At 48.3% G+C, this 26,069-nt stretch carries 2 protein-coding genes and 1 pseudogene; 2 read left to right on the top strand and 1 reads right to left on the bottom strand.

The features are described from left to right. The first annotated feature begins 873 nt into the window (after positions 1-873). Positions 874-1,620 carry a hypothetical protein gene (locus Q0991_RS23085; protein WP_299493043.1) on the top strand — a complete coding sequence of 249 codons (747 nt, stop codon included), beginning with the start codon at positions 874-876 and terminating at the stop codon, positions 1,618-1,620. Between the two features lie 391 nt (positions 1,621-2,011). Beyond that, positions 2,012-25,393: pseudogene (locus Q0991_RS23080) on the top strand (CARDB domain-containing protein); the annotation flags it as partial. Between the two features lie 138 nt (positions 25,394-25,531). On the opposite strand, the gene Q0991_RS23075 reads toward Q0991_RS23080, so the two are convergent. Then, the gene (locus Q0991_RS23075; RefSeq protein WP_299493045.1) at positions 25,532-25,978 is read right to left on the bottom strand and encodes a pentapeptide repeat-containing protein; all 447 of its coding nucleotides are present in this window, start codon (positions 25,976-25,978) and stop codon (positions 25,532-25,534) included. Positions 25,979-26,069: the final 91 nt, after the last annotated feature.

Here is a 26,069-nt window from a genome sequence, read left to right as displayed (position 1 = left end):
AATGCAACTGAAACCCCATAAACGACTCAATTACCAGAGAGGCATGAGGGCGCTATCACTGATTCAGAACACATTGTGAAACCCTTGTCATCCCCAAAGCAAAAACAGGCAATCCTAGCCAAGGGGGTCGCTGGAGGCGCATCTAATGGAGCAGGGATGTCTTAGTTTGTGGAATGATGACATCTGGGAATAGGAAGTCAAGCTGTTCATTAACCCATGATGCAATCCACAGAATGTAGAGATGCTTGAATTCATAGCATACCAGCGCCCTTAAGCTACTGTTAAACTAGCCACTTGCGGTCACTTTTGACCATACCCAAACCGGGGGAATCAGTTGCTATCTTTTGCTTAACTCGATTCGCAATCGGGCGACCATGCGTTCAAATCACATCTTCGGCTTCCTTTGAAAATCACTATGGGTAAAGGCTTCTAGCTTACTATCATTCACCTAAGCTTCTAGGCTTATTCTCAATACATCTTTCGTCACACTTATTTTGCTGGCAGATGTTAATTTGAGTTGCTAGGGTGGGAAAACTGAAGAAAGATTTCAAGATAAACAACGATTATTTGTTGTTTTTTCGGTATTAATACGTTTGTTGCGGTATTTGACACTGGCTAAGCTTTCCAACCGTTTGGGGATGCTGACCAGGGATGTGGGGGACATCAAGCAACAGCGTCATAACTGGCTCATGGGAAACCATAACGGCCTTCAGATTTAACTATTGAACACTAAGTGTTCTCTCACAGCAGAAATTCTGTGCAAAGCATTTTGCTTGCCAATGATGAATGCTGGCAGGTAGATCTGCACGGCTACATGGCTTTGCCTACTTGCATTATTTACCGTTTATTGCTATATCACCGACACATACCTTCATGATGAACAAAACAATCGACATCCAAGAACTCGCTTTTGTGGTTGCTGCTAAAAACTACGAACCGAGTTTGTTGAACCCTGGCTTCCTCAAATACAGCGGTATTATTCCCAGTGATTGGGAACTGTCTCGTCAGCCCGTCTTTAATGATCGTGTTGCCCAAATTGTGTTTAATAACGGTGTCAATATTGTTGGTGAACCCAACCGCTTTATGCTAATTGAAGCGATGGGAACCAAATCTGAAGAAACGCTAGATAGTCCCCAAGTTAGCCAACGCTACATTCAAACTTTGAGCAACCTTGACTACCAAGGTGTGGGCATTAATTTTAGAGGTTATATTCCATTTGCTGCGAATTCTTCGGACGCACATGAATACTTGTTTAAGCACTTATTCTCTGAAGGGAGTTGGCAGACTTGTGGGACTGCACCTGTACAAGCTGGTTTGAATTTGGTCTATACCTTTGAGAACAGCCAACTCAACCTCAGCGTCAATGAAGCCAAATTACAGTTGCCCGAGCAAGAGCAAGTGCCTGTCATTCTGTTCAGCGGCAATTTTGATTATGCTCTGAGTGACATTGCAGAATCAGATCGATTGGGTCGATTGCAGGAAATTATTGGCAATTGGCAAACTGACCTCAATTCATTTAAGCAAGTGGTGAATCAATTTCCGCAAATCGATGTTAAAGAAGAACCGCTTAACGTTGATGAAGAAGCCATGAGTGGTGCAATTCCTGCACTGGTTGACTAACTGCTAGAAGTAACAGTCTGTAGGGGAAACGCTAATTTCCCCTACAGATTAGTTTTTACTACACCCCTTGTATACCAAGAAAGTGTTACTGGACTAATCCTTGTACGCAAACGTACAGGTTGCTCAGATAGAAACTAACCGTTATTGCTACCAGGCGCTATCGGTGGTCATCATTGCACTTCCTTATCTACTCGATATCCTTACTCACTAAAAAGAGAACTTTAGAAAATTTTGTTTCTAAAGTTTATTGGCGCATGGCTTATCAATGTGCCCAAAACTCAGGGGTTAATATCACTTTCTCTTGCAGTAGTGCAAACTTTTTCATCGCCAGTGTCCAAGTCATTGTTCAAGATGTCTGGCAAATCTCCGCAATGGTAATTACTTCATCAAGATGACATCTCTAGAGCCTAATTATCCAAATGTTGGAAGTACAAACTCATTCGGCATTGGAACGGATGACCATACTCTCCCTGTCGAGCCTTTTCAGTCTGATACCGCAATCTCAACTGGCAATGGTGGGAGCTTACCAAGCGTAGAAGAGGAGCTAACGGCAACTGGTTTTCATGATGCCTTTCCTACCTACGATTTCCCAGATCTTGTTGGGGTTTCTGCTAACCCAGAACTAATAGGCCCGACTGCTTGGAGCAATGAGCAGCAGTGGACTCCTGGAGGAGATTCTCTACTGGGTAGTTCATTGAATGCGTTTGTAGTAAACAGCGGGGCTGCAAACTGGAAGTCTTTCGAGGACAGTGATCTTGCAGCTATAAACCAGGCTCAGGTTCTAGTCATTCGCTACCTGAATGATCTTTTGAATGATGAAGATCGATTAGCTGGTTTACAAGAAGCTTTTGGTGAGAGCTGGACATCTGAGAATGGTGTCGCTTTAATTCAAGGGATAGTTGAGGGTGCGGCCCTTCCTGAGATTCACCTTCTTGGGCAAGATCAACTCAATGCACTTGGAGCCTATAGCCAGACTACAAATACGATCTATTTTGCTCAAGAATTTGTTGCCCAAAATGCTAGCAATCCTGATGCCATTGCCCAGGTTCTCCTAGAGGAGATTGGACATTACTTAGATGCCCAAATTAATGATTCAGACTCACCCGGAGACGAAGGGGCAATATTTGCAGCATTGGTGACTCAATCACTTTTGAGTAATGCTAATTTGCTTGCCTTAAAGACTGAGGACGACACGGCAATACTCAGTTTGGCAAACAATGCGGTCACTTTTCTTGAAAAGGCAGATACACCCTTAGCTGACCTAGTAGTAACGGATGTCACCATCCCTGATAACGTCACTTGGGGAGAGACTGTCGACGTTAGTTGGAACGTTGAGAATCATGGTGAGGCAACTGCTTTGAGCAGTCGCTATGACGGTGTCTATCTCTCAAGCGACCCCTATCTCGATGCTAGCGATGTTCTTCTTGGAAGTTCTTATACCACTACGGATACCGCCCCTGGTCAAAGTCGCACATTAACTACCTCCGTTAATCTATCAACCAGTCATCGAGATAAACCTTATGTCCTCGTTCAGGCTGACTACTTTAACAATGCTCAACTCGAAAGTAATGAGGATAATAATGCTGCTGCGGCTTCAAAGCTAATTACCAACCCTGACCTAGTGGTCACAGATGTCACCATTCCTGATAACGTCACCTGGGGAGAGACTGTCGACGTTAGTTGGACCGTTGAGAACCAGGGTGGAGCCATTGCTCGGGGAAATCGCTATGACGGTATCTATCTCTCAAGTGACCCCTATTTCGATGATAGTGATGTTTTTCTTGGAAATGCTTATACCACTACAGATACTAACCCTGGTCAAAGTCACACATTAACTACCTCCGTTAATCTATCAACCAGTCATCAGGATAAACCTTATGTCCTCGTTCAGGCTGACTACTTTAGAAATGCTCAATTTGAAAGTAATGAGGATAATAATGCTCGTAGTATAAACTTTGCTGTTTCCACCGAACCAGAAACAGTAGATTTAGTTGTTGATAATGCACAAGTCAATCTGGGTTCTGGAAATTGGAGTGACGGATTTGATGTCTCTTGGACCGTTACCAATCAAGGTGATTCATCTGCCACCGGACGTTGGCATGATCAAATTTATCTCTCAGCAGACACAACCCTCGATTCAACAGATCGTCTTCTCAGCATTCATGAGGTTTCTAACTTAACGTCACTGGCCCAAAATGGGAGCTACACTGCCACAGCCAGAATTTCTTTATCTCCTTTATCGGGAGATACCCCTTATCTATTGTTTGTAACGGATCGAGAGAATGCTCAATCCGAAACCAACGATAGCAATAATGTGCTTGCTATTACCCATAGCGTCACCCCAGCCGATTTAGTTGTTACCGCCGCCACAACTTCCAGCAATGACTTGACCTGGGGGGAACCCTTCTCTATTTCTTGGATTGTTACCAACCAAGGACAAGACACCGCAGCGGATGCTGAGTGGTTCGACTACGTTTATGCTTCTGCGGATCAAGAGTTTGATGGTCTTGATACCCTAATCGACTTTCGTAAAATTACTCGAACCACGCCTTTCAGATCGGGCGAGAGTTATATCGTCAATGAAACGATTAATCTGCCTCTGGCTGAGAACGATAAGCCTTATCTGCTGTTTATCACGAATCGCAATCAAACTTTAGCTGAAACCGATACAACTAACAATCTTTTAGCGGCATCCCATGAGCTGGACTATCCAGATCTCACTATTACCAGTACCACTGTACCCATTGATGCAAGCTGGGGCACCACCATTCCTGTTTCTTGGACCGTCAAAAATGAGGGAAATGTCACCGCCAGAGCAGACTGGTCCGATTATATTTATCTTTCTGAAGATGCTGAGCTTGATCTATCGGACCGACTGATTAAGGTCCATCGGGTAACGGAGCCCACCCCCCTAGCCCCAGGCGACAGTTATACCGTTGACATCGACATTACTATTCCCCCATCAGAATTTAGTCGCCCTTACTTGCTATTTGTCACAGATCGCGATCAAGAACAATTAGAGACAGATGAGTCTGATAATCTTCAGGCTTTATTTGTACTTCGCCAGCCTGATCTGGTCATCACAGAAGTAGACGTGCCCGTAACGGCAGCAGCTGGATCAACCTTTGATGTGTCTTGGACTGTCACCAACCAAGGCACAGGAGCAGCAGTCAGCGAGAGCTGGTTTGACTATGTCTATGTCTCCAATGACGATCGCTTTGATGCCAACGACTTACTGATCGATACCGTCAAGGTCAGCAATCCCGATCCACTATCTGCGGGTGAGAGTTATCAGTTAACGCGCACTGTCGATTTACCGGAGGTGGCGGCGGGTCGTCCCTATTTATTGTTTGTAAGCGATCGCGAAAATTATCAATTTGAAGGGGATGATACCAACAATGCCTATGCCGTGGCATTGCAAGGGACCGATCTGGTTGTCTCCAATATTGAAGCCCCCACTACCTTTACGACAGGTGACACAGTTCCGATCACCTGGACAGTGGAGAATCGAGGGACTGAAGCAACCAACACCAATTGGACAGATTACGTCTATCTCTCGGCTGATCAGACCTTAGATGCGAGTGATGTACTCGTGGCTCAGGTGCCTACGGACAACGCAACACCATTAGGCGTTGGAGAGTCTTATCAGCACACTGAAAACATCACCTTATCTGCATCTGTTGGTGAACAGCCCTATCTGTTAGTCGTCACCAATGCCAATAACAATCAGCTAGAAGTTAATTCTGGGAATAATTTGGGCACCTTGCCCCTCAATATTTTTACGCCTGATCTAGCTGTTGAGAGTGTCTCCATTGAGGAGACTGGCATCCAACAACCTGGACAAACGACCACTGTGCAGTGGACGGTCAACAATCAAGGGAGTGCCGAGGCGAATGGTTCTTGGGTTGATCGAGTTTACCTGACCCCGGATGGTTCCCTCACGAACGGCATCCTATTGGCTAGTGTCACCCGAGACGTACCCCTGGCAACGGGTGCAGCCTATACCGCTTCCACTCAGGTGACTCTACCTGCTGTGGCAGATGGCAGTTACCGGATTATCGTTGTGACCGATGCCAACAACAGCCAACTCGAAGGATCGGCAGAAGACAATAATCAGATCGCCTCTGTCAATACCATCACCATGGGTCATCCAGACTTGGTGGCAACGATTACGGCCTCAGTTAGCACGGCAACTTCGGGCACAACCGTACCCTTGAGCTGGCAAATCACCAACCAGGGCTCTGCTACTACCCTCAACGATTGGGCTGATCATATCTATCTCTCTGCTGATGCCACCCTTGACGGCACGGACCAATTCTTAGGACAAGTCAGTGCCCCTAATCAATTAGCAGCAGGCGAGAGCTATACAACCCAAACGGATCTGAAACTACCGATCGAGGTGAGTGGTGCGCGTTACCTACTGCTGGTCGCCGATGGCTCGAAGAACATTGCCGAACAGGCTGACGAAAATAATAACGTTGCGGCTGTACCCATTACCTTGGAACTGCCCCCCTACGCGGATCTGGTTACTTCTGCCGTATCTAGTCCGGCACAAATTATTGGCGATCCCGCCACTCTTACCGTAGATTGGACCGTCACCAATACTGGGACGGGACTCTCTAATTCAGAGACCTGGATTGACCAGGTTGTTGCCTCCAGGGATGACATTTTAGGAAATACCGATGATATTGTCCTGGGTGAATTTGAGCATAATGGCGCACTGGCGGTTGGTGAAAGCTATTCCCGACGCGAAACCCTACAATTGCCGATCCGGTTTGAAGGACGCTACAACCTTTTTGTCCAGGCGGATGCAGGTGGCGTTGTTTTTGAGAATGGTCTAGAAACCAATAACGGTGCTGCTGGCGCTACGCCATTCGAAGTGGCCCGACGCCCCTATGCGGATTTAGTAGTGTCCACGGTAGCAGGCACTGGGAATGCTCAGAGTGGGCAAGCCTTTACGGTTGCCTGGACGGTACTCAACCAAGGCGTTGGCATTACCGATACCAACACTTGGACGGATCGGGTGCAGTTGGCCCTGGATCCAGCGGGTGAAAATATTGTTGCCACCCTGGGCGAGTTTGATCGGGTGGGAGCTTTAGCGGTCGGTGATCGCTATGATCGCTTGGCTGACGTTGCTCTGCCAGAGGGGCTGGATGGTACCTATTATTTGGTGGTCGAAACGGGTCTGAAAGAGACAGGAACCCTGTATGAGTTTCTCAATACGGAGAACAACACCACGGTTTCCGGCCCGGTTCAGATCGCGCTCACGCCCCCTCCTGATCTGATCGTTACGAATATCACGGCCCCCACTGCCATTACAGCTGGACAACGGATCGATCTCAGCTGGACGGTCGCCAATCAAGGATCTGGCACGGCTGATGGTCAATGGGTAGACCAGATTGCCCTCCGGCAAGCAGGCAATTCTGATGCGCCGTTGATTTCGTTAGGATCAGTTACATATACCGCTGGGTTAGAGGCGGGCAAGGTCTACACCCGCGCTGAGCAATTTACAACGCCTGTGGGCTTGCAAGGGTTGTACGACGTCGTTGTCACCACCAATGCCTCGTCTTCCCTGTATGAACATGGTGCCACTACTAACAATCTTTTGGCAGATGATCAGCCCATTCTGTTTAGTTTGCCATCCCGTCCTGATCTACAGATTTTTGATATTGCCGCTCCCACTGAAGTTAATGCGGGGGGAACTGTTGCCGTCGAGTACACGGTCATCAATCAGGGAGTTGCTTCAACTACTACGCCCAATTGGGAAGATCGGGTGTATTTATCCTTTGACGATCAGCTCAGCGGAGATGATTTACTACTCGGAAGTTTAAGTAATGGCTCAGCCCTAGCTCCTGGAGAACAGTACCGTGGTCAGACGGATCCACTGATTATTCCTCGCCGTTTTAGTGGCCCAATGTTCCTGCTGATTTCCACAGATGTTGGCAATCAAGTGAATGAGGCCCCCCAGGAAGCCAATAACATCCAATCTGCGGCTATCACGATTAATCCTTTGCCCCCGGCCGACCTTGTGACCAGTAATGTGGTTGCCCCCGATCAAGCCTTTGAAGGATCGCAAATCGAGGTGCGCTATCGGGTTAGCAATCTGGGAACAGGAGAAACGGATCGCGATCGCTGGACCGATACTTTTTGGCTAACCCGTAATCCAGACCGACCTTCTCCGTTAAGCCGTGATGTGATTCCACAGCCAGAAGATATTCTGTTGAGTAGTGTGACCCACAATGGCTCGTTAGCGGTGGGTGAGAGCTATGAGCGCACAGTCACTGTAACCCTTCCCAGTCAAGTGACGGGGGAATGGTATATCACAGCTTGGTCAGATGCCTATGACATCGTCACCGAAACTACGCTGGATATCAATATTAATCCAGATGATCCGAACGAACTGGATAACAACAACTATAAAGCGCGTCCGATTAGCGTCCTCTTAACGCCACCCCCCGATCTCGTTGTCAGTGATATCACCACTACGCCCGTTGCCCAGGGGGGCGATCAATTTCAGGTGGAATGGACGGTTCACAATCAAGGCAACAGTGCCACGGCAGAATCGGCTTGGGTTGATAAGGTTTATCTCTCTAATCGTCCGACGCTAGATGATCCAGCCGGGACAAGGTGGTTGTTAGGCCAGGTTGAGCACCAAGGCTCCCTGGGAATTGAACAGAGCTATACCCAGACCCTGGATATCATTCTTTCTCCCGCAGCTCAGGGACAATACATCTTGGTTGAAACGGATGCTTTCAATCAAGCCTGGGAAGGCGATGGCGCGTTTGAAGAGAACAATGAGGCTGCCACTAACACGACCGTGACGGCTAGTCCTGCGGATTTAGTGGTGCAGTCGATTACCACTGAGCCAAATAATTTATCAGGAGAAAAAACAACCGTCGAGTGGACCGTTGAAAATATTGGAGGGACGGTTTGGTCGGGCACGCGCTATTGGACCGATCAGGTGTGGATTTCTCAGGATTCTACCTTTAGGCAAGAGCGGGCGACATTACTCGGCAACTTTATCCACAGCACTACCTCCCCCCTCGGCAATGGCGAGCGTTATACCCAAAGACAAGAGGTCACCCTGCCCCGAGGGATTGACGGTGAATACTACATCTATGTCACTACCAATGTCTCTGGTCAGGATCTGACCAGTCGCAATAACGAGTTCAGCCGTGAGGTTTTTGAGCGTACTGTTTTTGAGAACCCTGCCAACAACCGCAGTCAGGCCCTCATTCCTGTGATCTATCAGGAGCCTGATCTACGGATCACCCAGGTTGAAGGCCCCACCGATGTTCCTGAATCAGGCCAAACCATTCCGATTTCTTGGACTGTGGCGAATCTCGGAACCCGAGATACCCGGGAGCAAAGTTGGTATGACCGGATTTATCTCTCCCGTGATTCTGCCCTTGATGTTAGCGATCAGCTGCTCGGTACCTTCGAGCGGAAGGGTGAGCTGGCCATTAATGAATCCTATAGCCAAACCCGTAATATTCGCTTGCCTGACGGCATTGAGGGGAATTTCCATCTGCTTCTATTTACGGACTCCAATCTCATCTCCACTGACGACCCGAGGGTTGCCTTTGATGCCCCGCCCGATGCCACTATTTTCTTTGATCAATATGTCAATCGGATCTTTGCTCGGGTCCCTGAGTTCCAAGATGAAGGCAACAACGTCTCTGGCGTAGATCAGCCGATCATCTTAGCAACCCCTCCTGATCTGCAAGTTTCGACGGTGCAAACCCCTGTTCGTGCAACGGTGGGCCAAGACTTTGAACTGACCTACACCGTTACCAATGCGGGACAAGGCGATACCCCAGACCGGCAGTCCCAATGGCGAGACTTGATCTATTTATCTCGGGACCCATTCTTGGATCTGAATCGCGATCGCTATTTGGGATACGTCACCCATCAAGGCGGATTAGCGGCAGGAGATAGCTATACCGTTACGCAAAACTTCCGCATTCCAACCAACCTGGAAGGTCCCTTCTACGTGTTTGTAGCCACCGATGCGGATGTCCAGTCGCCTGCGGGAGTCGTCTTTGAGAACACCCTAGAAAATAACAATGCGCGTGCTAGTGACGATCCACTGCTATTAGAACTGCCTCCTCCAGCCGATCTGCAGGTGGGGACAATCTCGATTCCAAGTGTGGCCCGCTCAGGAGAGGAGGTGATTTTAGAATGGACGGTTACTAATCAAGGGATTAATGCAGCCTCGGGACAGTGGAGCGATGCTGTGTATCTGTCTACAGATGCCGTTTGGGATATCAATGACCGCGCTTTAGGTCGAGTGGCTTTTAACGGCGATCTGAATCCCGGAGAATCCTATACCGCTGCCCTCACGACCAACCTTCCCCCCGCATTACCGGGGCAATATCGCCTGATTGTTCGCCCTGACATTTTCAACCAGGTCTACGAAGCTGAGAATGAAAGTAATAATCAAACCGCTTCGGCTGACACCTTGAGTCTGACAGTAGAAGAACTGCAGCTAGGTGTCCCCCTAGAAACGACGCTCAGCACCAACCAAAGCCGCCTCTATCAAATTAATGTGGACCAGGGACAAACCCTGCGGGTCACCATTGACTCCAGTGATGACCAGGCGGCGAATGAACTGTTTTTGCGCTTTGGTCAAGTGCCCACTGGCATTCTCTACGACGCCACCTATGAGGGAACGCTGGCCCCAGATCAGGAAGCCGTGATTGCAACAACGGAACCAGGTGTTTACTACGTTCTGGCTCGGGGACAATCGCAAACAACCGCCAATACGCCTACCTCCATTTTGGCGGAGCTTTTACCCTTCACGATCACAAATGTAGAGACGGATCGGGGCGGTGATAGTCGGTATGTGACCCTTAGCGTAGAAGGCGCTCAATTTCATCCCGATGCCATTTTGAAGTTGGTTCGTCCTGGCATCGGTGAGGTAGCACCCGCTCGGTATGAGGTGGTCAACAGCACTCAAATCACCAGTATTTTTGACTTTACAGATATTCCCCGGGGCCTATATGACGTCAAAGTCATCAACCCCAATGGTGAAGAAGCGATTGTGCCCTATCGATATCTGGTAGAACGAGCCATTGAACCCGATGTTACCGTCGGCTTAGGTGGACCTAGAGTGTTAGCTCCAGGCGATTTAGGACGATTTGGGGTCTCCGTTCAAAGTTTGACTAACCTGGATACCCCTTACGTTCATCTCCAGTTTGGGGTACCTGAGCTCGGGGATAATGACTATCTGCTCAGTCTATTTGATGACCAAGTCGTGGATGACTTAGGGATTGAAGGACTCCCATACTTAGTCTTTAGCTCCAATTTGCAAGGGGCTCCCGAAGGAGGGTTGACGGATGTGCCTTGGGCCAGCTTAATCTCAACCGTCAACACCCAGGGAACCAATTTGGCACCAGGGTATATCTTTGACCTGCCCACTGCCAGTTCGGTCAATCGTCTCTTCCAAACCCAAATCTATCCCGGTCTAGCTGAACTGATCGCCCGCGATCCAGATGCGCTGAACGAGCTGGATGTTGAAAATGGTCGCATTGCCTTTACTTTCCCGATTCAAGCTGCAGCAACAGCCTTAACGCGAGCAGAGTTTGTCACTCAGCAAACCCAAGAAGCCCTGAGCTTGAGGGAAAAGATTCTAACCGATCCTACTGCAGGTCAGGCGTTGACGGTGTTAGCCGCGGATGCCGACACCTGGGTGAACGCTTATCTAGCAGCGTTAGAAGAGTCTGGGTTACTCCGACCTGAAGATCAAGCTCCCCCCATCCGTGACCATGCCCTAGTCGTTGGCTTAACAGCCACGCTAGCTACGGGGATTTTGGCAGGACCTGCGGGCAACCAAATTCGCACCGATGGCGATCTGGTCGGTTTCTTTGAGCAGGTCCGACGTTGGTATGGACATGACTCCACCCTCACGGGAAATCGTACCCTTCCTAATGCTGACGGTGCCGACCTTGGTGTGTCTGGGACAACCCACTTCGAAACCTTCAATATCTATGTGCCCTTTAAGGATGCTCAGGTTGATCTGCCCAGGCCAACTCAGGTCCCCGCGCCTAGTTTTGCCAGCTTCCTAGAACCAGCGGGTCAAAGCAATGATTTAGCAACGATGACGGGTCCCCTCGGGTTTGGTCCCGAGGGCATTTTGCCCGTCGGCGAGGCTCTGCCGTTCACCATTAAGTTTGAGAATGTGGGTACGGCCTCCACCACTGTGGGCGAGGTGCGTATCGTCTCTGAACTGGACGCCAACCTTGATTCCCGCCAGTTCCGCCTGGGTGATCTGCAGTTAGGTGATATTCAAGTCAGTATTCCAGGGGGACGGGGCAGTTTCCAAGGTGAGTTTGACTTTATCCAATCCAAAGGCTTTATTTTACGAGTCAGTGCAGGCCTCGATCCCCTCTCGAATACGGCCACTTGGCTATTGCAGGCCATTGATCCTGAAACGGGTGAAGTGATTCAGGATCCTGAGCGAGGACTTCTGCAGCCCAATGATGGCTTAGGTCTAGGAACAGGCTTTGTCACCTACACCACGAAGCCCAATACAGACGTCGCCACGGGAACCACCATCACCAGCCAGGCTCGGGTTCTGTTTAATACCGCCGCACCTCTAGATACTGCATCCATTGATTATCAAATTGATGCTGAGGCACCCACCACGACTGTTGTGGCAACTCCATTAGTGGCAGGCGGATCAGACTATTTAGTCGAATGGGCAGCAACCGATAATGGCTCTGGCGTGAAGCATGTCACGGTTTACGTGGCGGTCGAGGGCGGTGATTTTGTGATCTGGAAACGTCAGACCACTGATGCTTCAGGCGTTTATGAAGGTGAGGCGGGCCATACCTATGAATTCCTCGCCCTCGCTACCGATCAGGCAGGTAATCAAGAGCAGCCCAATTTGGGCGTAACCACCCCCGATGATGGCTCTGGTATTAACTTAGGTACCCTGCCATCGTTTGACCGCACTCAATCCTTAGATTTGGGGCCGGCACCGACGCCCAGTCCCCAACCTTCTAGCAATCGGCTTTTCCAAGAGGCGACCCAGGGGATTCCCAACGTGCTGGCTGACAGCCGTCCTGCAGACTTTACCCAGGTGTTGAGTCCTTTTACGGCCCAAGCGTTTGCTACAGGGATTCCTGAAAGTGATGCGAATATCGGCCCCTTAGCTATTTTGGCCTTAGAGGATGGCAGCGCTTTGATTAGTGGTGGGGCTAATCGAGGGTCACTCTATCGAGTGCCCATCGGCGGCGGTGATGTCGGTGAGGCCCTGGTTACGCTCCCCTATCCTGTCTTTGACCTGGCCCTGGATGCTGCGGGTCAAGTTTGGGCTGCCACGGGGGGTGGGCCATTACTCCAACTTGATCTAGAGACAGGAACGATTCTCAATCAGTTTGGAGAAGGGTTAACCCAATCCCTCGCAATTGAATCAGGGACGGGGCTGATCTACATATCCTCTGGCAACGGAATTGAAATCTTTGACCCCGTTACTGCTGAATTTACCCATTACAGCGATCTGAGAGTGGGGAATCTAGCCTTTGCGCCTGATGGTACCCTCTGGGCCGCCACCTGGCCAGACCGAGGAGATATTGTCCAGTTCACTGCGTCTGGCAAGCCCCAGCGCATGTTTGAATTCGATACGCCGGTGGATTCGATTACCTTTGGTCATACGGGAACGGCGCTAGAAGGGCTACTGTTTATTTCTAATAATGCTGGAGAGCAGTCTAGTGACCCCAGTGAACTGATTATGGTCGATTTAGCAACCTTACAGCAGGTTGCAGTCGCCCAGGGCGGCAGTCGAGGCGATATCGTCGAAGCAACAGCGGATGGGCAGCTTCTATTGAGTCAGTCGCTCCAGGTGGATAGCCTCAATCCCATCTTGACGCCCCGAGTCGTGGGTACGAATCCTGTTCCAGGGGCAACCATTGCTCTACCGCTAGGCACAGTGACGATTACCTTTGATCAGGCCATGTATGAGGGGGCAGACAGCGACGCTGCTTCTGTGCTCAATCCTGATAATTATCAGCTAATCGGGAGTACCTTAGGAGCGGTGCCTGTGCAGTCGGTCCAGTACGATGCCACGGATCGCACCGTCATTCTATTTTTTGATGCTTTAGTCCCTGACGTCTATGATCTCCAAATCTCAGATACCGTTAGTAGCGAAGCAGGGTCAGCGTTAGGCACAGCCTACACGGAACAATTTACAGCTATCTCTGACTTTTTACCCCTGATTGATCTCCAATTCAGCAATCCTCGCTCGGATCGGGCCTCACAGACCATTTCCTATGATGTAACGATCACCAATGAGGCGGATTACGATCTGCTGCTCCCCATCGCTCTCTTACTTAATCCAGAACAGGGCGTAACGGGGACACCAACCGATGCAGTTGGCCAAACTGAGCAAGGATCTTACTTGGTGGATTTGAGTGATAGCTTGCCAGATGGTCGTCTCGCCGCTGGTGCCACCATTACTAGTCGCACCATTACCATCAGTAACCCAGATTTTCGCCGTGTTGACTTTGGGCCAGGATTGTATGCCTTACCCTATCCCAATCAAGCCCCTATTTTCACCACTGTACCGCCTCAAGCCGCAACCGTAGGAGAATCCTATCGCCTGACGGTTAGCGCCACAGACCCGGATGGAAGCCAGCTCACTTACCTACTTCAGCGTGGTCCTGACGGGTTGAGTGTAGACGCCAATACAGGAGAAATCTCCTGGTCTTCCACAGTAGCTAGTCCAGCCACAAGTGATGTAACCCTACGGGTCTACGATTCACGCGGTGGCTATGATACGGCAAGCTTTAATATTGCTGTTGCTGGCGGCAATCGTGCGCCTGAGTGGACACCCCTTCCCACAAGCTTATTTGGGGCTGAAGGTGAAGCATTGACCTTGAGTGTGGGGGCAACCGACCCCGATGGCGATCGCCTGATCTATCGGGCAGATAATCTTCCAGGGGGAGCTAGTTTCAATCCATTGACTCAGGTACTGACCTGGACGCCTGGTTATGAGGCAGCAGGAGTCTACGAGGACGTCACTTTTATCGTTAGTGACGGCGTCACGGAAACTCGGCAAACCACAACCCTCTGGATTGCACCCACCGATCAAGCACCCATCCTCGCTCCACTCAGCGATCGCACCCTGCAAGAGGGCGAGACCGTTCGCTTCCGACTACAGGGCAGTGATCCAGAAGGGGAAGACCTAACCTATTTCAGCAACCTCCTACCTGGCGGGGCCATCCTGGATCCCAGAACGGGAGAATTTGAGTGGACTCCCACCTATTTCCAGGCCGGAGAGTTTGAAATTCCCTTTCTAGTCAGTGATGGGCAAACCACCACTTCTCAGACAGCAACCCTGACGGTCCTTAATGCCAATGCGGCTCCCGTATTTGATCCATTGACGAACTGGCAGGTCGCTGAAGGGCAATCTGTTCGATTCCGGGCCTTTGCCTTGGATCCAGATAATCCGGGTTTTATTCCCCAAGACCGCAATGCGGCTGGTGTACTAACCCTGCAAGAGGGCAGCGATCCATCAGTAACCTATACCGTGAGCGGTTTGCCGACAGGGGCTAGCTTTGATGCAGAAACCGCAATCTTTAGCTGGAATCCGGGCTTTACACAGGCAGGTACTTATCAAGTCACCTTTACGGCCACGGATGATGGTGATGGGACCGGGACACCCTTAAGCAGCACCACGACGGTGCCGATTACGGTGCTGAATGTCAATCGAGCCCCTGAATTTGTGCCGCTCGACAATCAGTTGCTCCAGCGGGGTGAGGTGCGTGAGCTACTGGTAGAAGCGACAGATGAAGAGGGCAATCCCCTAGTCTTGGCCGCTACAGGGGTCAATGGATTTGGTCTGCCAGATTTTATTACCTTTACCGATAACGGCGATGGCACGGGTCGATTGCGTCTAGAACCGGGTGATGGCCATCGAGGCGACTACACGATTACCCTGACAGCAACTGATGATGGCGATGGGGGTGGCACCTCAGCAGTAGAAACCAGCAGCTATCAGTTTGTGGTTTCTGTAGAGGCAGCCAATGAACGGCCTTTGCTGTCCTACCTAGGTGACAAAGTGGCGGTTGTCGGTGACTCTCTCCAGTTTGCGGTCAAAGTGAGCGATTTGGATCAGGATGGCCTGACCTTTAGTACCCAGGGACTCCCTCCAGGGGCAACGCTGACACCGCAATCTACCTATGGCACTGCTTTATTCGAATGGACGCCCACCTCCAACGATATTGGTCCCCATCAAATCACGGTGCAAGTGACGGACAGTGGTAATGGGGATGCGAACGCTATCCTCAGCGATACAGCCACCTTTACGCTCAATGTCCGAGGGACGAATACAGCTCCAGTGCTCAACCCCGTTGAGGATGTGACCCTACAAGAAGGTGAACCGTTGACGCTCTCCCTATCGGCACTGGATAGTGATGGCGATGCTCTCACCTATGGGGCCGTTAATCTACCCACGGGAGCCTCTTTAGATCCAGCGACAGGGGTTCTGAGCTGGACACCGGCGCTATTGCAGGCAGGGGTTTACGACAATATTCAGCTGACAGCTAGTGACGGCCATAGTACCAGTCGCCAACCCCTGCGCCTAACGGTTGTCAATACCAATCAAGCGCCTGTCCTGGCACCTTTACCCCCTCAGTCAGGTCGTGAAAACAGTACCTTGCAGTTCACGGTGGTGGCTTCTGATTTGGATCAGGATACACTGCTGTATTCGACCGTTGCACCCTTACCTGAAGGGGTTCGCTTTAATACCCGAACCGGTGAGTTTACCTGGCAGCCCACTTTTGAACAGGCGGGTAACTATACGGTTCAGTTTGTGGCAACAGATACCCAGGGCAGTACGGACCAAATCGAAGTCGCAATTGCCATTGACAATATCAACCGCAGTCCATCCCTAGACGTTTCTTCCCATGCTGCTGTGTTGGGACAACCCCTCAGCTTCCAAATTTCAGGGACAGATCCTGACCTGAATACAACCCTGACCTACAGTGCTGAGAATTTACCGGAAGGGGCGACTTTAGACCCAGTCACAGGTGAGTTTAGCTGGACCCCCAGTCCTGGCCAGGCAGGAATCTACACGATCCGTTATGGCGTGTCTGATGGTGAACAAACCGTGACGAGATCGGCGGTGATTGAGGTAGGAACCAGCGTTAGTGAGCTGGATGTGGTCCTGGAGCGCACACCTAGCTTTGCCACGGTACCAGGACAAGCCATTCTTTTACATCCGATTGCCGATAGTGTGGCCGATATCAGCTCAGTCACCTTAACGGTGGATGGGCAGCCTTTGGCTCTAGACGAGCAGGGACGAGCCCGGTTTACGCCCCCCACTCCTGGTCGGTTTACAGTGGTGGCAACGGCGACGGATGCTGATGGCTTTGTGGGGACAACCACCAGCATTATCAAAGTCCGCGATCCATTAGACCTGGATGCTCCTGTGGTCGCTCTCGATCCAACCCTGAGTAATGCGCCGATTTCCACATCGGTTGATCTAACGGGAACGGTGAGCGATACCAATCTAGATGAGTGGGTCTTAACCTTGGTCGATGGTGACCAGGTGCAGGTGATTGCCCAAGGCTATGACCCCTTTGAACAGACGGCTATTACCTCCTTTGATCCGACGACCTTGACCAATGGCTTTTATCAACTCCGGCTAACGGCAACGGATTTGAGCGGTCGGACCAGTATCAGCGAAGTAGATATTGCGATTACGGGTAGCGAGAAAACGGGTCAGTATGAACAGCTAGAAACAGATCTTTCGGTGGACATCGGGGGAACCACTCTGAACTTGGTGCGGGCCTACGACTCTCTGCAAGCGGACCAAGCGGGTCGCTTCGGCCTGGGCTGGCGGTTGGCGAATACGGAAGTGGATTTGGTAACGGATGTGCCCCTAACGGGTCGGGAACATCTAGGTATCTACAATCCCCTGACTGAAGGCACGCGATTGATGTTAACGCTGCCGGAGGGAAATCGCGTTGGCTTTACCTTTAAGCCGGAGCTACAGCAGATTCCTGGGTTGCTCTACTATGCCCCTAAATGGGTTGCCGATCCTGGGGTGGACTATCAGTTAGAGTCAACTCCAACGTTGCTGACCCGTGGCGAAGATCGGTTCTATGACCTGCAAACGGGTCGGGCTTATAATCCTGCGAATGGTCTGTTGGCGGGAGCAGAATATACGCTGACGGCGGCAGATGGGACGGAGTATGACCTCAGTACCACAAAGGGTGTGGTGGCCCAGCGTACACCGGATGGCGCTTCATTCACCTATAGCGACAGCGGTATTACCAGCCATACTGGCGAAACGATTCAGTTTATCCATGATGCTGAGGGACGGCTGACCCGGATTCAAGCCCCGAATGGAGAAACGGTGGTCTATGACTATGACCGCCAAGGGCAGCTGATTTCCGCCCGGAATTTAGGAGAAAGTGCTTCGGATCGCTACGGTTACGGATTAGCTGGACAATTGACGATCAGCACTTCGCTGGCAGGCTCTGGTGAGCAGGTCGTCTATACGGGGGCTACACCTGAAGTGTTGCCTATTACGGCGGATCTCGGAAGTGCTCATCAATTTACAGGCACGAATACAGACGGAATTTTAACGGTTGGTCAAACCGAGCGCTTTACCTTCACGCTGCGGGAGTCGGAGCTGCAATCGACGGCACAAGAGTTGGTCTTGATTGCTGTAGAGGTTGAAGGGGGTGAACAACCTGTTTTAGCAGGATTGACGCCGCTGGTGACTCAGAGCAATACGGATAGTAGCTATGCCCTTTATGCTCTGGAGCAAGAAGGGTTACATCTGCTAGAAGTTAGCGGTGATGGTGCTTACTCGCTAGCGCTGAGTGTCGCGGGAGATGTGAACCAGGATGGTCTAGTGGATGGGTTGGATAGTCAGCTTTTGACTGCGGCGATGGGTAGTGCAGTCGGTGATGCGGGCTATGATCTACAGCTGGATCTGAACCGTGATTTGGTGATTGATGGAGCAGATGCCCAGATTTTAGGTGGGAATTTTGGCTTTATTGCCAATCGGCCTCCAGTTGTAACGCCGGACTCGAGTTTGACCCATGTGGATCTGGAGACATTTGTATCGTTTGAGGATCGTATCAATGACCCAGATGGTGATCAGATCTTCTATCGAGTAGTGAATCCGGTCAATGGAGCAGTGCAAGTCAGTTCAGATGGTGCAGGAGTGATTTTTGTGCCAACGGCTGGATTTTCTGGAACAGCTAGTTTTGATGTGATTGCTGACGATGGATTCAGCTTCTCTGAGCCAACTCGGATGTCATTGGACGTAAGTGATGCACCGTTGATTGATCTGGACTTTGCCATACGTTCACCTCGACTAAATGTGGGAGACCAAGCCCAACTCCAGGTGATTGGAAGCTTTGCTGACCAAGACAATGTAGTGTTATCTTCATCCTATTTAGCCTTTAATTCAGATGCTTCCTCAGTAGCCACTATTTCAGAAGCAGGGATATATACAGGAGTAGCCGATGGGGTTGCCATTCTCAGTGCCTCTCGGAACAACTTAACAGCAGTCACAGCATTACGGGTGGGCAATATCCCTATCCCAACTACTGACTACTCTTTTAATATTTCTGTTGCTGAGAGTAATGGTTTAGATATCTATCCAGATGCCATTACCCTTTCAAGGGATGGACAACGTCAGTTGCTTGTAGAAATTGATGGAGTTGATGGATTCCCAGATTTAAGGTCAGCCTCTTTTGGAACCCGATATTATGCTGAAGACTCCTCAATACTTGATATTTCACCTAATGGTCTCGTTACCGCAGTTGCCAATGGGAATACCGATGTAACTGTTATTTTTGGAGCAACTGAACAGGTTATACCAGTTCGAGTTGAAGAGCCCATTATTGGTGAAGTAACTCTAGGAAAACTGGGTGGAGTTGTTGCCTCTGAAGATGGTGCAATGGTAATGATTCCCCAAGGGGCTTTAGAAGAAGAAACAAAAGTAAGTATTAGACAACTCGATCTTGCAGATATTTCCACTCCTTTTCCTAGTGAGTTTTATGAATTTGCGGGGGCCTTTGAATTCAATTTAGACGGGCAAGAGCAAGATCTGAATTTACCTGCTCAATTTGCGATCCCTGCACCAGCCGGGTTAGCACCAGGAACAGAAGTATTCTTTATGAGAGAAGGTGAATTCCCAGATGCCACAGGTATTCTGCAAGGAAAGTGGTTTATTGAAGAGTCTGGTGTCGTAGGAACTGATGGCTTTATTCGGACTCAGTCACCACCTTGGCCTGGGGTAGTCCGAAAAGATGTATATACAATTAGCGTACCAAAATTTGAGTATGAAGTTATTGAAGCAATACTTCCTCCTAATGATTTTACATATCTCCCATTTGGAATTGTGGCTACGATTGGACAGGCAGCCATCAATTTAGGTATTGGCGATAGAGAAAACAACATTGCATTCTTATTAACCGAAGATCGAACTGTTATAGATGCAGACTATGATTTAGTCTCTATACCTTCAGTGGGTTTTCCGGAGCCAACTCCTTTCGGCTCTTTACTGAACCTGAAACAACTTAAAGCCTCCGTGGATAGAGGTGAACGTCCTATTGCTCGAATTACACCACCTCCTCCACCTTTAGGCGCTCCACCTCAACCTACTATCGAGAGAATTGCTTTGGATTTCGATCAGCAAGGTGCTTATTTTAAAGTTTCTGGACAAAACTTCGATCTCATTCCACAGAAACCTGAAGAGATTGAGAAGAAGTCTCTGTCAGATAATGTATTTTTTGAGATCAGCTACGGATCAATTTCGACCCAGATTAATAATCCTATTTCATTAGCTACTAGTTCTGATAGTCAGCAAGAATACAAGCTATATCTTCCGAACAATATCCCATTCAGCGAAGAAGTAACTATCACAGCGGTTCGCCGAACGACATCCCCATTCACCAACAAACCTCTTGATCTAAAAAGTGCGACAATATCTCCTATCTTTAATCAATTTGATCGAATAGTTGGAGCCAATCCGTTATCTGGAAAGGTACAGGTTTTTGAAGCAAAAGATGCTTCTAATACTGCAAAGAATCTAGGTAGCGAGAAGCTTTTTCTAGCAGATATTCCCTTAGGCGTTAATACCTCCCCAAGATACACTGCTACTGTGGATGATCGTGTATACGTTCCTCTTGAGGGGGAAGGAACTTTAGCTGTTATTGATGCGATTGGCCTACGCCAATTAGATCTTAATCCAGAAACTACAGCAGTTGACCGTATCCCTTTGCCAGGCGGATCTACACCCTCAGCAATTGTGCTGAGTGCAGATAATAACTGGGCATATATAGCGGATCGAAATCAAGGAGCCATATATGTTGTAGACATCGACCCGTATTCACCTAATTTTCATCAGTTTCTTGGCACTATCAGAGTTAGTAAATCTGCTGGAATTCAAAGACTAGCCTGGAATAGTAGTGGAAAGTATTTATTTGCTACTAGCGCTACAACATCGTTACGTGGAACTGAGAAGAAAGGATCAATCACAATCATTAAGTTAGAAGCAGGAGGGCATAGAATTGTTAAAACTATTGAGACTTCTGCTGGGATTTCAGGTATTACGGCAACAGAAGATCCAAATGTGATGTATTTCACAAATCGATTAAAGGAAAGTGAAGGATTCGGTAAATTAGAGTTTTCTGAAAATACTGAAAGCGGTCTCAGTATAACTATTGATTATGCCCCCCTAGTGTTAGGAAGTATCCACGACACTTTTGATGTCAATGAAGGTATTGATGTTGCTTCTTGGCGTGATCCCGTATCACGCACAAACTATGCTTTTGTTGCAGGCTTCAATGGAAAAAACATTGGATCTGGTATACCTAGCGTTGATGGTTTCGGAGCCGGGAGCAATGTAGGTATTGTGCAAGTCGATGGTAGTGGTAAACCTAAATTAATAGGTGCAACCCGACCTATTCCTCAAGGTCTAGCAAGTTCAGTAAAGATTTCAGGCGATGACTTAAAACCACTACTCTACGTCGCCCAACCTGGAGTGGGAGCTACATTTATTTATGATGTTGTAGAACTCATTTCCACCGTAACAAATCCAAATAATACAGAAGATCTCCAGTCAAAGCCAATAGATGATATTAACCCATCAGTTGGTGTTGCAACTAATATTAGCAGGCTTGGTATTCCTGGATTACCAGATGAATTACCTGTTGCACAAGTTAACGAGCGTCCAATTGGATCAGGTGCAACTTATAGCCTAACGCCACATATCTCTTCCCCAAAGATTAGTGGTAGCAAAGTTGAAATTCTACCAGGAGATACCCCTGATGATGAACTCTTCCTTAGGAAAATTACTTTTGACTGGGGCATTGATCCATTGTTCGAAGTGCAGCCTCCAGAACAATCTCAAACATCGAATCAACTTCCAGCAATTCCGTTTATTACAGGTTTTGCAAATGTAATAACTCCATTTGGAGCACTAGCAGCATTTCCTGACATTGCATATCAGCCTAACGACAGATATATTCCAGGTGCTCGACAAGGTTCTCCTCCAATACCTGTTGGGCCCCGTCCAGGCTCTCGCCCAGGACCTCCCCTACCTGTTAATCCTCGTCCAGGTTCTACTCTACCTGTTAGTCCTGGTCAAAACCCAGGGCCTAATCAAATTCCAGCACCTCCACCTCCCAATATAGTTCCAGGGTTTAACCCAGGCTTAGGTCTTCCATCTAGGCCAGCTCAAGTACCATCTTCCAGCCCAGGACAAGCTACGCCGTCTGATCCAAATGGTTCTTCTCAAGGATCGGTTCAGGTCTCACTTCCTAGAAGAAATCCAAGGCGACTCATTCGAATATATCCGCAATCCAGCGGATTTAGGGTAGATGCACCACAACGTGACTCTCAAAACGAATCTCAACGGAATCGGACAGATATTCAAGAAATTGAATTTTTCCTAAGTGTTTTTCCCGAAGGAGAAGGCTTATTCCCAAATGATAACTGGGCTACTTCAGGTCTGCCAGAGAATCGAGATTACAATCCTAACCGAATCTTTAGTGGTGTTTGGCGCAACGGCCAATGGCAATACACTAACAACTTTGGGCAGAAAATCTTTGAAGATGGGTCTACAGAGGAACTTCTGCTTCCACCTGATCGAATGCTTACAGCAGGTCAAACCTATCACTGGGGAATTCAAGTTACTGGACAGCGCGGAAGTCGATCTTTTGAGATTCCCTACTCTGGGACCTTTAGTTTACCAACAGCTTTCCAGAGCGGTCTATCACGGGCAACTAACTTTGATAGTGTCACAATCTTAACTGATGGATTGGGACAAGAATCACTCGTCCATGTTGATGATATTGCTGAGCAGCTTGATCAAGCAAACAACCAGGCCAATATTTATATTTACGATGGCAAACAAAATAGATGGATAAGCAAAGGAGACAAGACGCCTGAAAACATTCAAGATGCCAGTAGAAATAAACCTTTAGTGCTGCTCCCTGATTGGAATCAAGATAATAATGGCTATGAACAACTGAAGTTATGGAATTCAGGTTTTACGGAAGCAGCAGCCGACTCAATTTTCACAAGTTTAGTTAAACTCAACACTAATCTTGGTGGCAACCTATTTAGCTCTCCCCTCCATTTTATTGGTTATAAAGAGGGTACAATCGTCAACTCAGAAATTGTTCAACGCCTTGGAAAATTTTTCCCAAACGCTGGTGGGCCTAGCAAAAATAACCGCGACCTTCAAGTTACAACAATTAACCCGCATAGAAGTGATGGCCGCGAAGTAATATCTCGTTTGGGCCGTTCTTCTACCGTTGATCCTCAAGTTAAGACCTGGGAAAATATCACTTATGCAGATAACTACTACCAAATCTACCCGCTTAATGAATTAGATGCTGCACAATTCTCAGGACCAGTACCGTCATTTCCTTTAGATCAGGCTGATTGGCAAGAAGATCTATCGAAGCGAGCCCTCTTTCCAGATGCCAATTCCGAAATTCTGTCATTACTCTGGTACACAGGAACAGCTAAATTCGGTGGTTCGAGGCCTAATCAGCAATACCGCCGCCTTGGTGATATTCTTGCCGCAGGATATAGACCAGATAATGCTTGGTATACACCAACTCATATTGATGCCAATGTAGAGCATGGAGCTTCTAATGCATCCTGGGAAGGTATTGGAACCGGTTGGTTTAACTCAATACTGGGTGGTGGGTACAGACTTCGTCCCTATCAAATCGGTTCTACAAAAGTTGGTCGCGATCAACTAAGCAGTAATTACTTTACACAGAACCGTACATCTGTAGAGTTTGATAACACTTATCCAACTACATATTCTGGCCCCAAAAACCTACATGGTGATTATGCAATCCCAACTATTTTTAATGGCAATTTTGATGCCATATCCCAAAAGCTATCTGCGCAATATATTCCCGGCTGGTCAATCTTCAATGGAGAAAATACTGATGCAACCCAAAAGTATTTAGAGCGTGGAGTTACATCAGACAACTCAACTTACGCTCTAAAACTAGGTGATGGGCTTAATAGCGTCACCCACAATCCTTTCTTAATTCCCGATTGGGGTGCATTGCGCTTTGACTTATTTACTGGAGATGTGCCAGAGAATAGATCTGCAGGTGAGTTAAAAGTTTACCTTGATACTTTAGATGGAACACCTAGCAATACCCCTCTGCAAACAATTTATTTACAAGAAGCAAGAGGGCAAGCAAGTACATATGCAGATGATCGCTGGCGAATTGGCTATGGAGAATCTGGTTTCGAGACATTTACTATTGATGTTGATGAATCACAACGCGGGAAAGCAGCAACACTGAGATTTGAATTTGAGGGAAGCAGCCCAGTTTATCTTGATAATGTTTTCTTCAAGAGTCAAAATTTGCTACTTGGAAGTCCAACTTTAAATGGACAGACTGCTCTTTCCGTCTCTACACAATCTACAAACTACTTATTAGAGAAGCCCCAATTCAGTGCTTCCTACAACAATGAAACGAAAACTCCAAATTGGGTGAGCTGGACTTTAAACAAAACTTGGTTTGGCGACGTAGATCGGAATAACTTAAGAATTACTAACCTACCAAATGGATATCCACCAGATACTGATTATTCCGCCAAATCTGGTGATGAGCCTTGGCAGTCTGACCCAAGCTTGCCGAATTCTATATTCCAAAGAAAAGTTGAGGGTGCTGACTATAACAATGCTATTTCTACTGGTTCTATACAGAGGGGGCATCTAACCGCTTTTTCTGATAGGAATAGAAACAATAAAGATTCTATCTCTACATTTCTGACTACAAACTTAATTCCTCAGCATACACAAAATAATACGGTTAATAGTGCTTGGCAGAAATTTGAGAATTATCTTCAGGAAACACTTGTAGATAAGAATGGTAAAGAGGTACATATTATTGCTGGTGGATACTTTGATCCCGAAAAGGACAATGTTCTCCGCAACAATGCAGTGGTTGACTCGTCAGGCAACTATGTCCTAGATCAAAACGGTAGAATTAAAACTATTCCAAATTCCGGTTCGCTCCAACCTGGTGAGAGCCTAGACCCACGTGTTAACTCTAAGCAGATCAAAATCCCTGATTTTACTTGGAAAATCGCTGTTGTTCTTGAGCCTGGACAAGGTATTGGAGAGGTAAATGAACATACACAAGTAATTGCTATCATCACTCCAAATCGACAAACACCACCAAGCGGTGGTGGAAGTATTCAGCTACCAAACCAACCGCTACCCATTGCTACGAACAATTGGAGTCATTGGCCTTATTGGAGAGTCAATGTTAATTATCTCGAAGAAATTACAGGATACGACTTTCTATCGAACTTGCCTGACGAGATTGAAGAGGTAATTGAAAGCGATGATTCTAGCCCATTACTCAACCCGCTTTTCTCAGCGCCTCTAATGGCAGATTCAGAAATCGCCTCCCTCACGAATGAATTGATCTCTATCGGGATCTGGAGTGGAGATGATATTCCCATCAGGGAGAATGGTGTTGTACATGTACCCACCCAAGGTAGTTCCCTTTACAATACAGTTTCTGAAGTTAGCTCTATCCATGGAGGATTCCCGGCTGTCAGAGTAACTCAGGTCAGCCCCTTCGAAATCGGACTCTCTCAGATCAGTCCACATCAATTCAGCTCTCACCAAGCTGGCATGTCTGAAATTGGCTCTGCTCAAATCGGAGTGATTGAAAATACTATCGCTGAGGTTGGCACCACTCAAGTTGGCTCTACTCAGGCCAGCCTCACTCAGTCTAGCCCCAGTCACATTAGCCTCGGACAGATTGGCTCTGCCCAGATTGGTTCTATTCAAATTAGCCCCAGACAAGTTAGCCCTGGACAAGTTGGCCTCGGACAAATTGGCTTTTCTCAAGACACTCCCACTGAGATCAACCCCACTGAAGTCTCTTTCTCCAGCAGCATAGCGCTCCAACAATTCCTCAGCAGTC

Origin of the sequence: Acaryochloris sp. IP29b_bin.137 (assembly GCF_028285745.1) — a bacterium.
In the GTDB taxonomy this organism is placed as follows: domain Bacteria; phylum Cyanobacteriota; class Cyanobacteriia; order Thermosynechococcales; family Thermosynechococcaceae; genus Acaryochloris.
This window is presented reverse-complemented; position numbering and strand designations above follow the sequence as displayed.

What these genes read in the sequence shown, in the direction of transcription:
- Q0991_RS23085 (WP_299493043.1), top strand. Translation starts at nt 874, where the DNA reads ATGATGAACAAAACAATCGACATCCAAGAACTCGCTTTTGTGGTTGCT.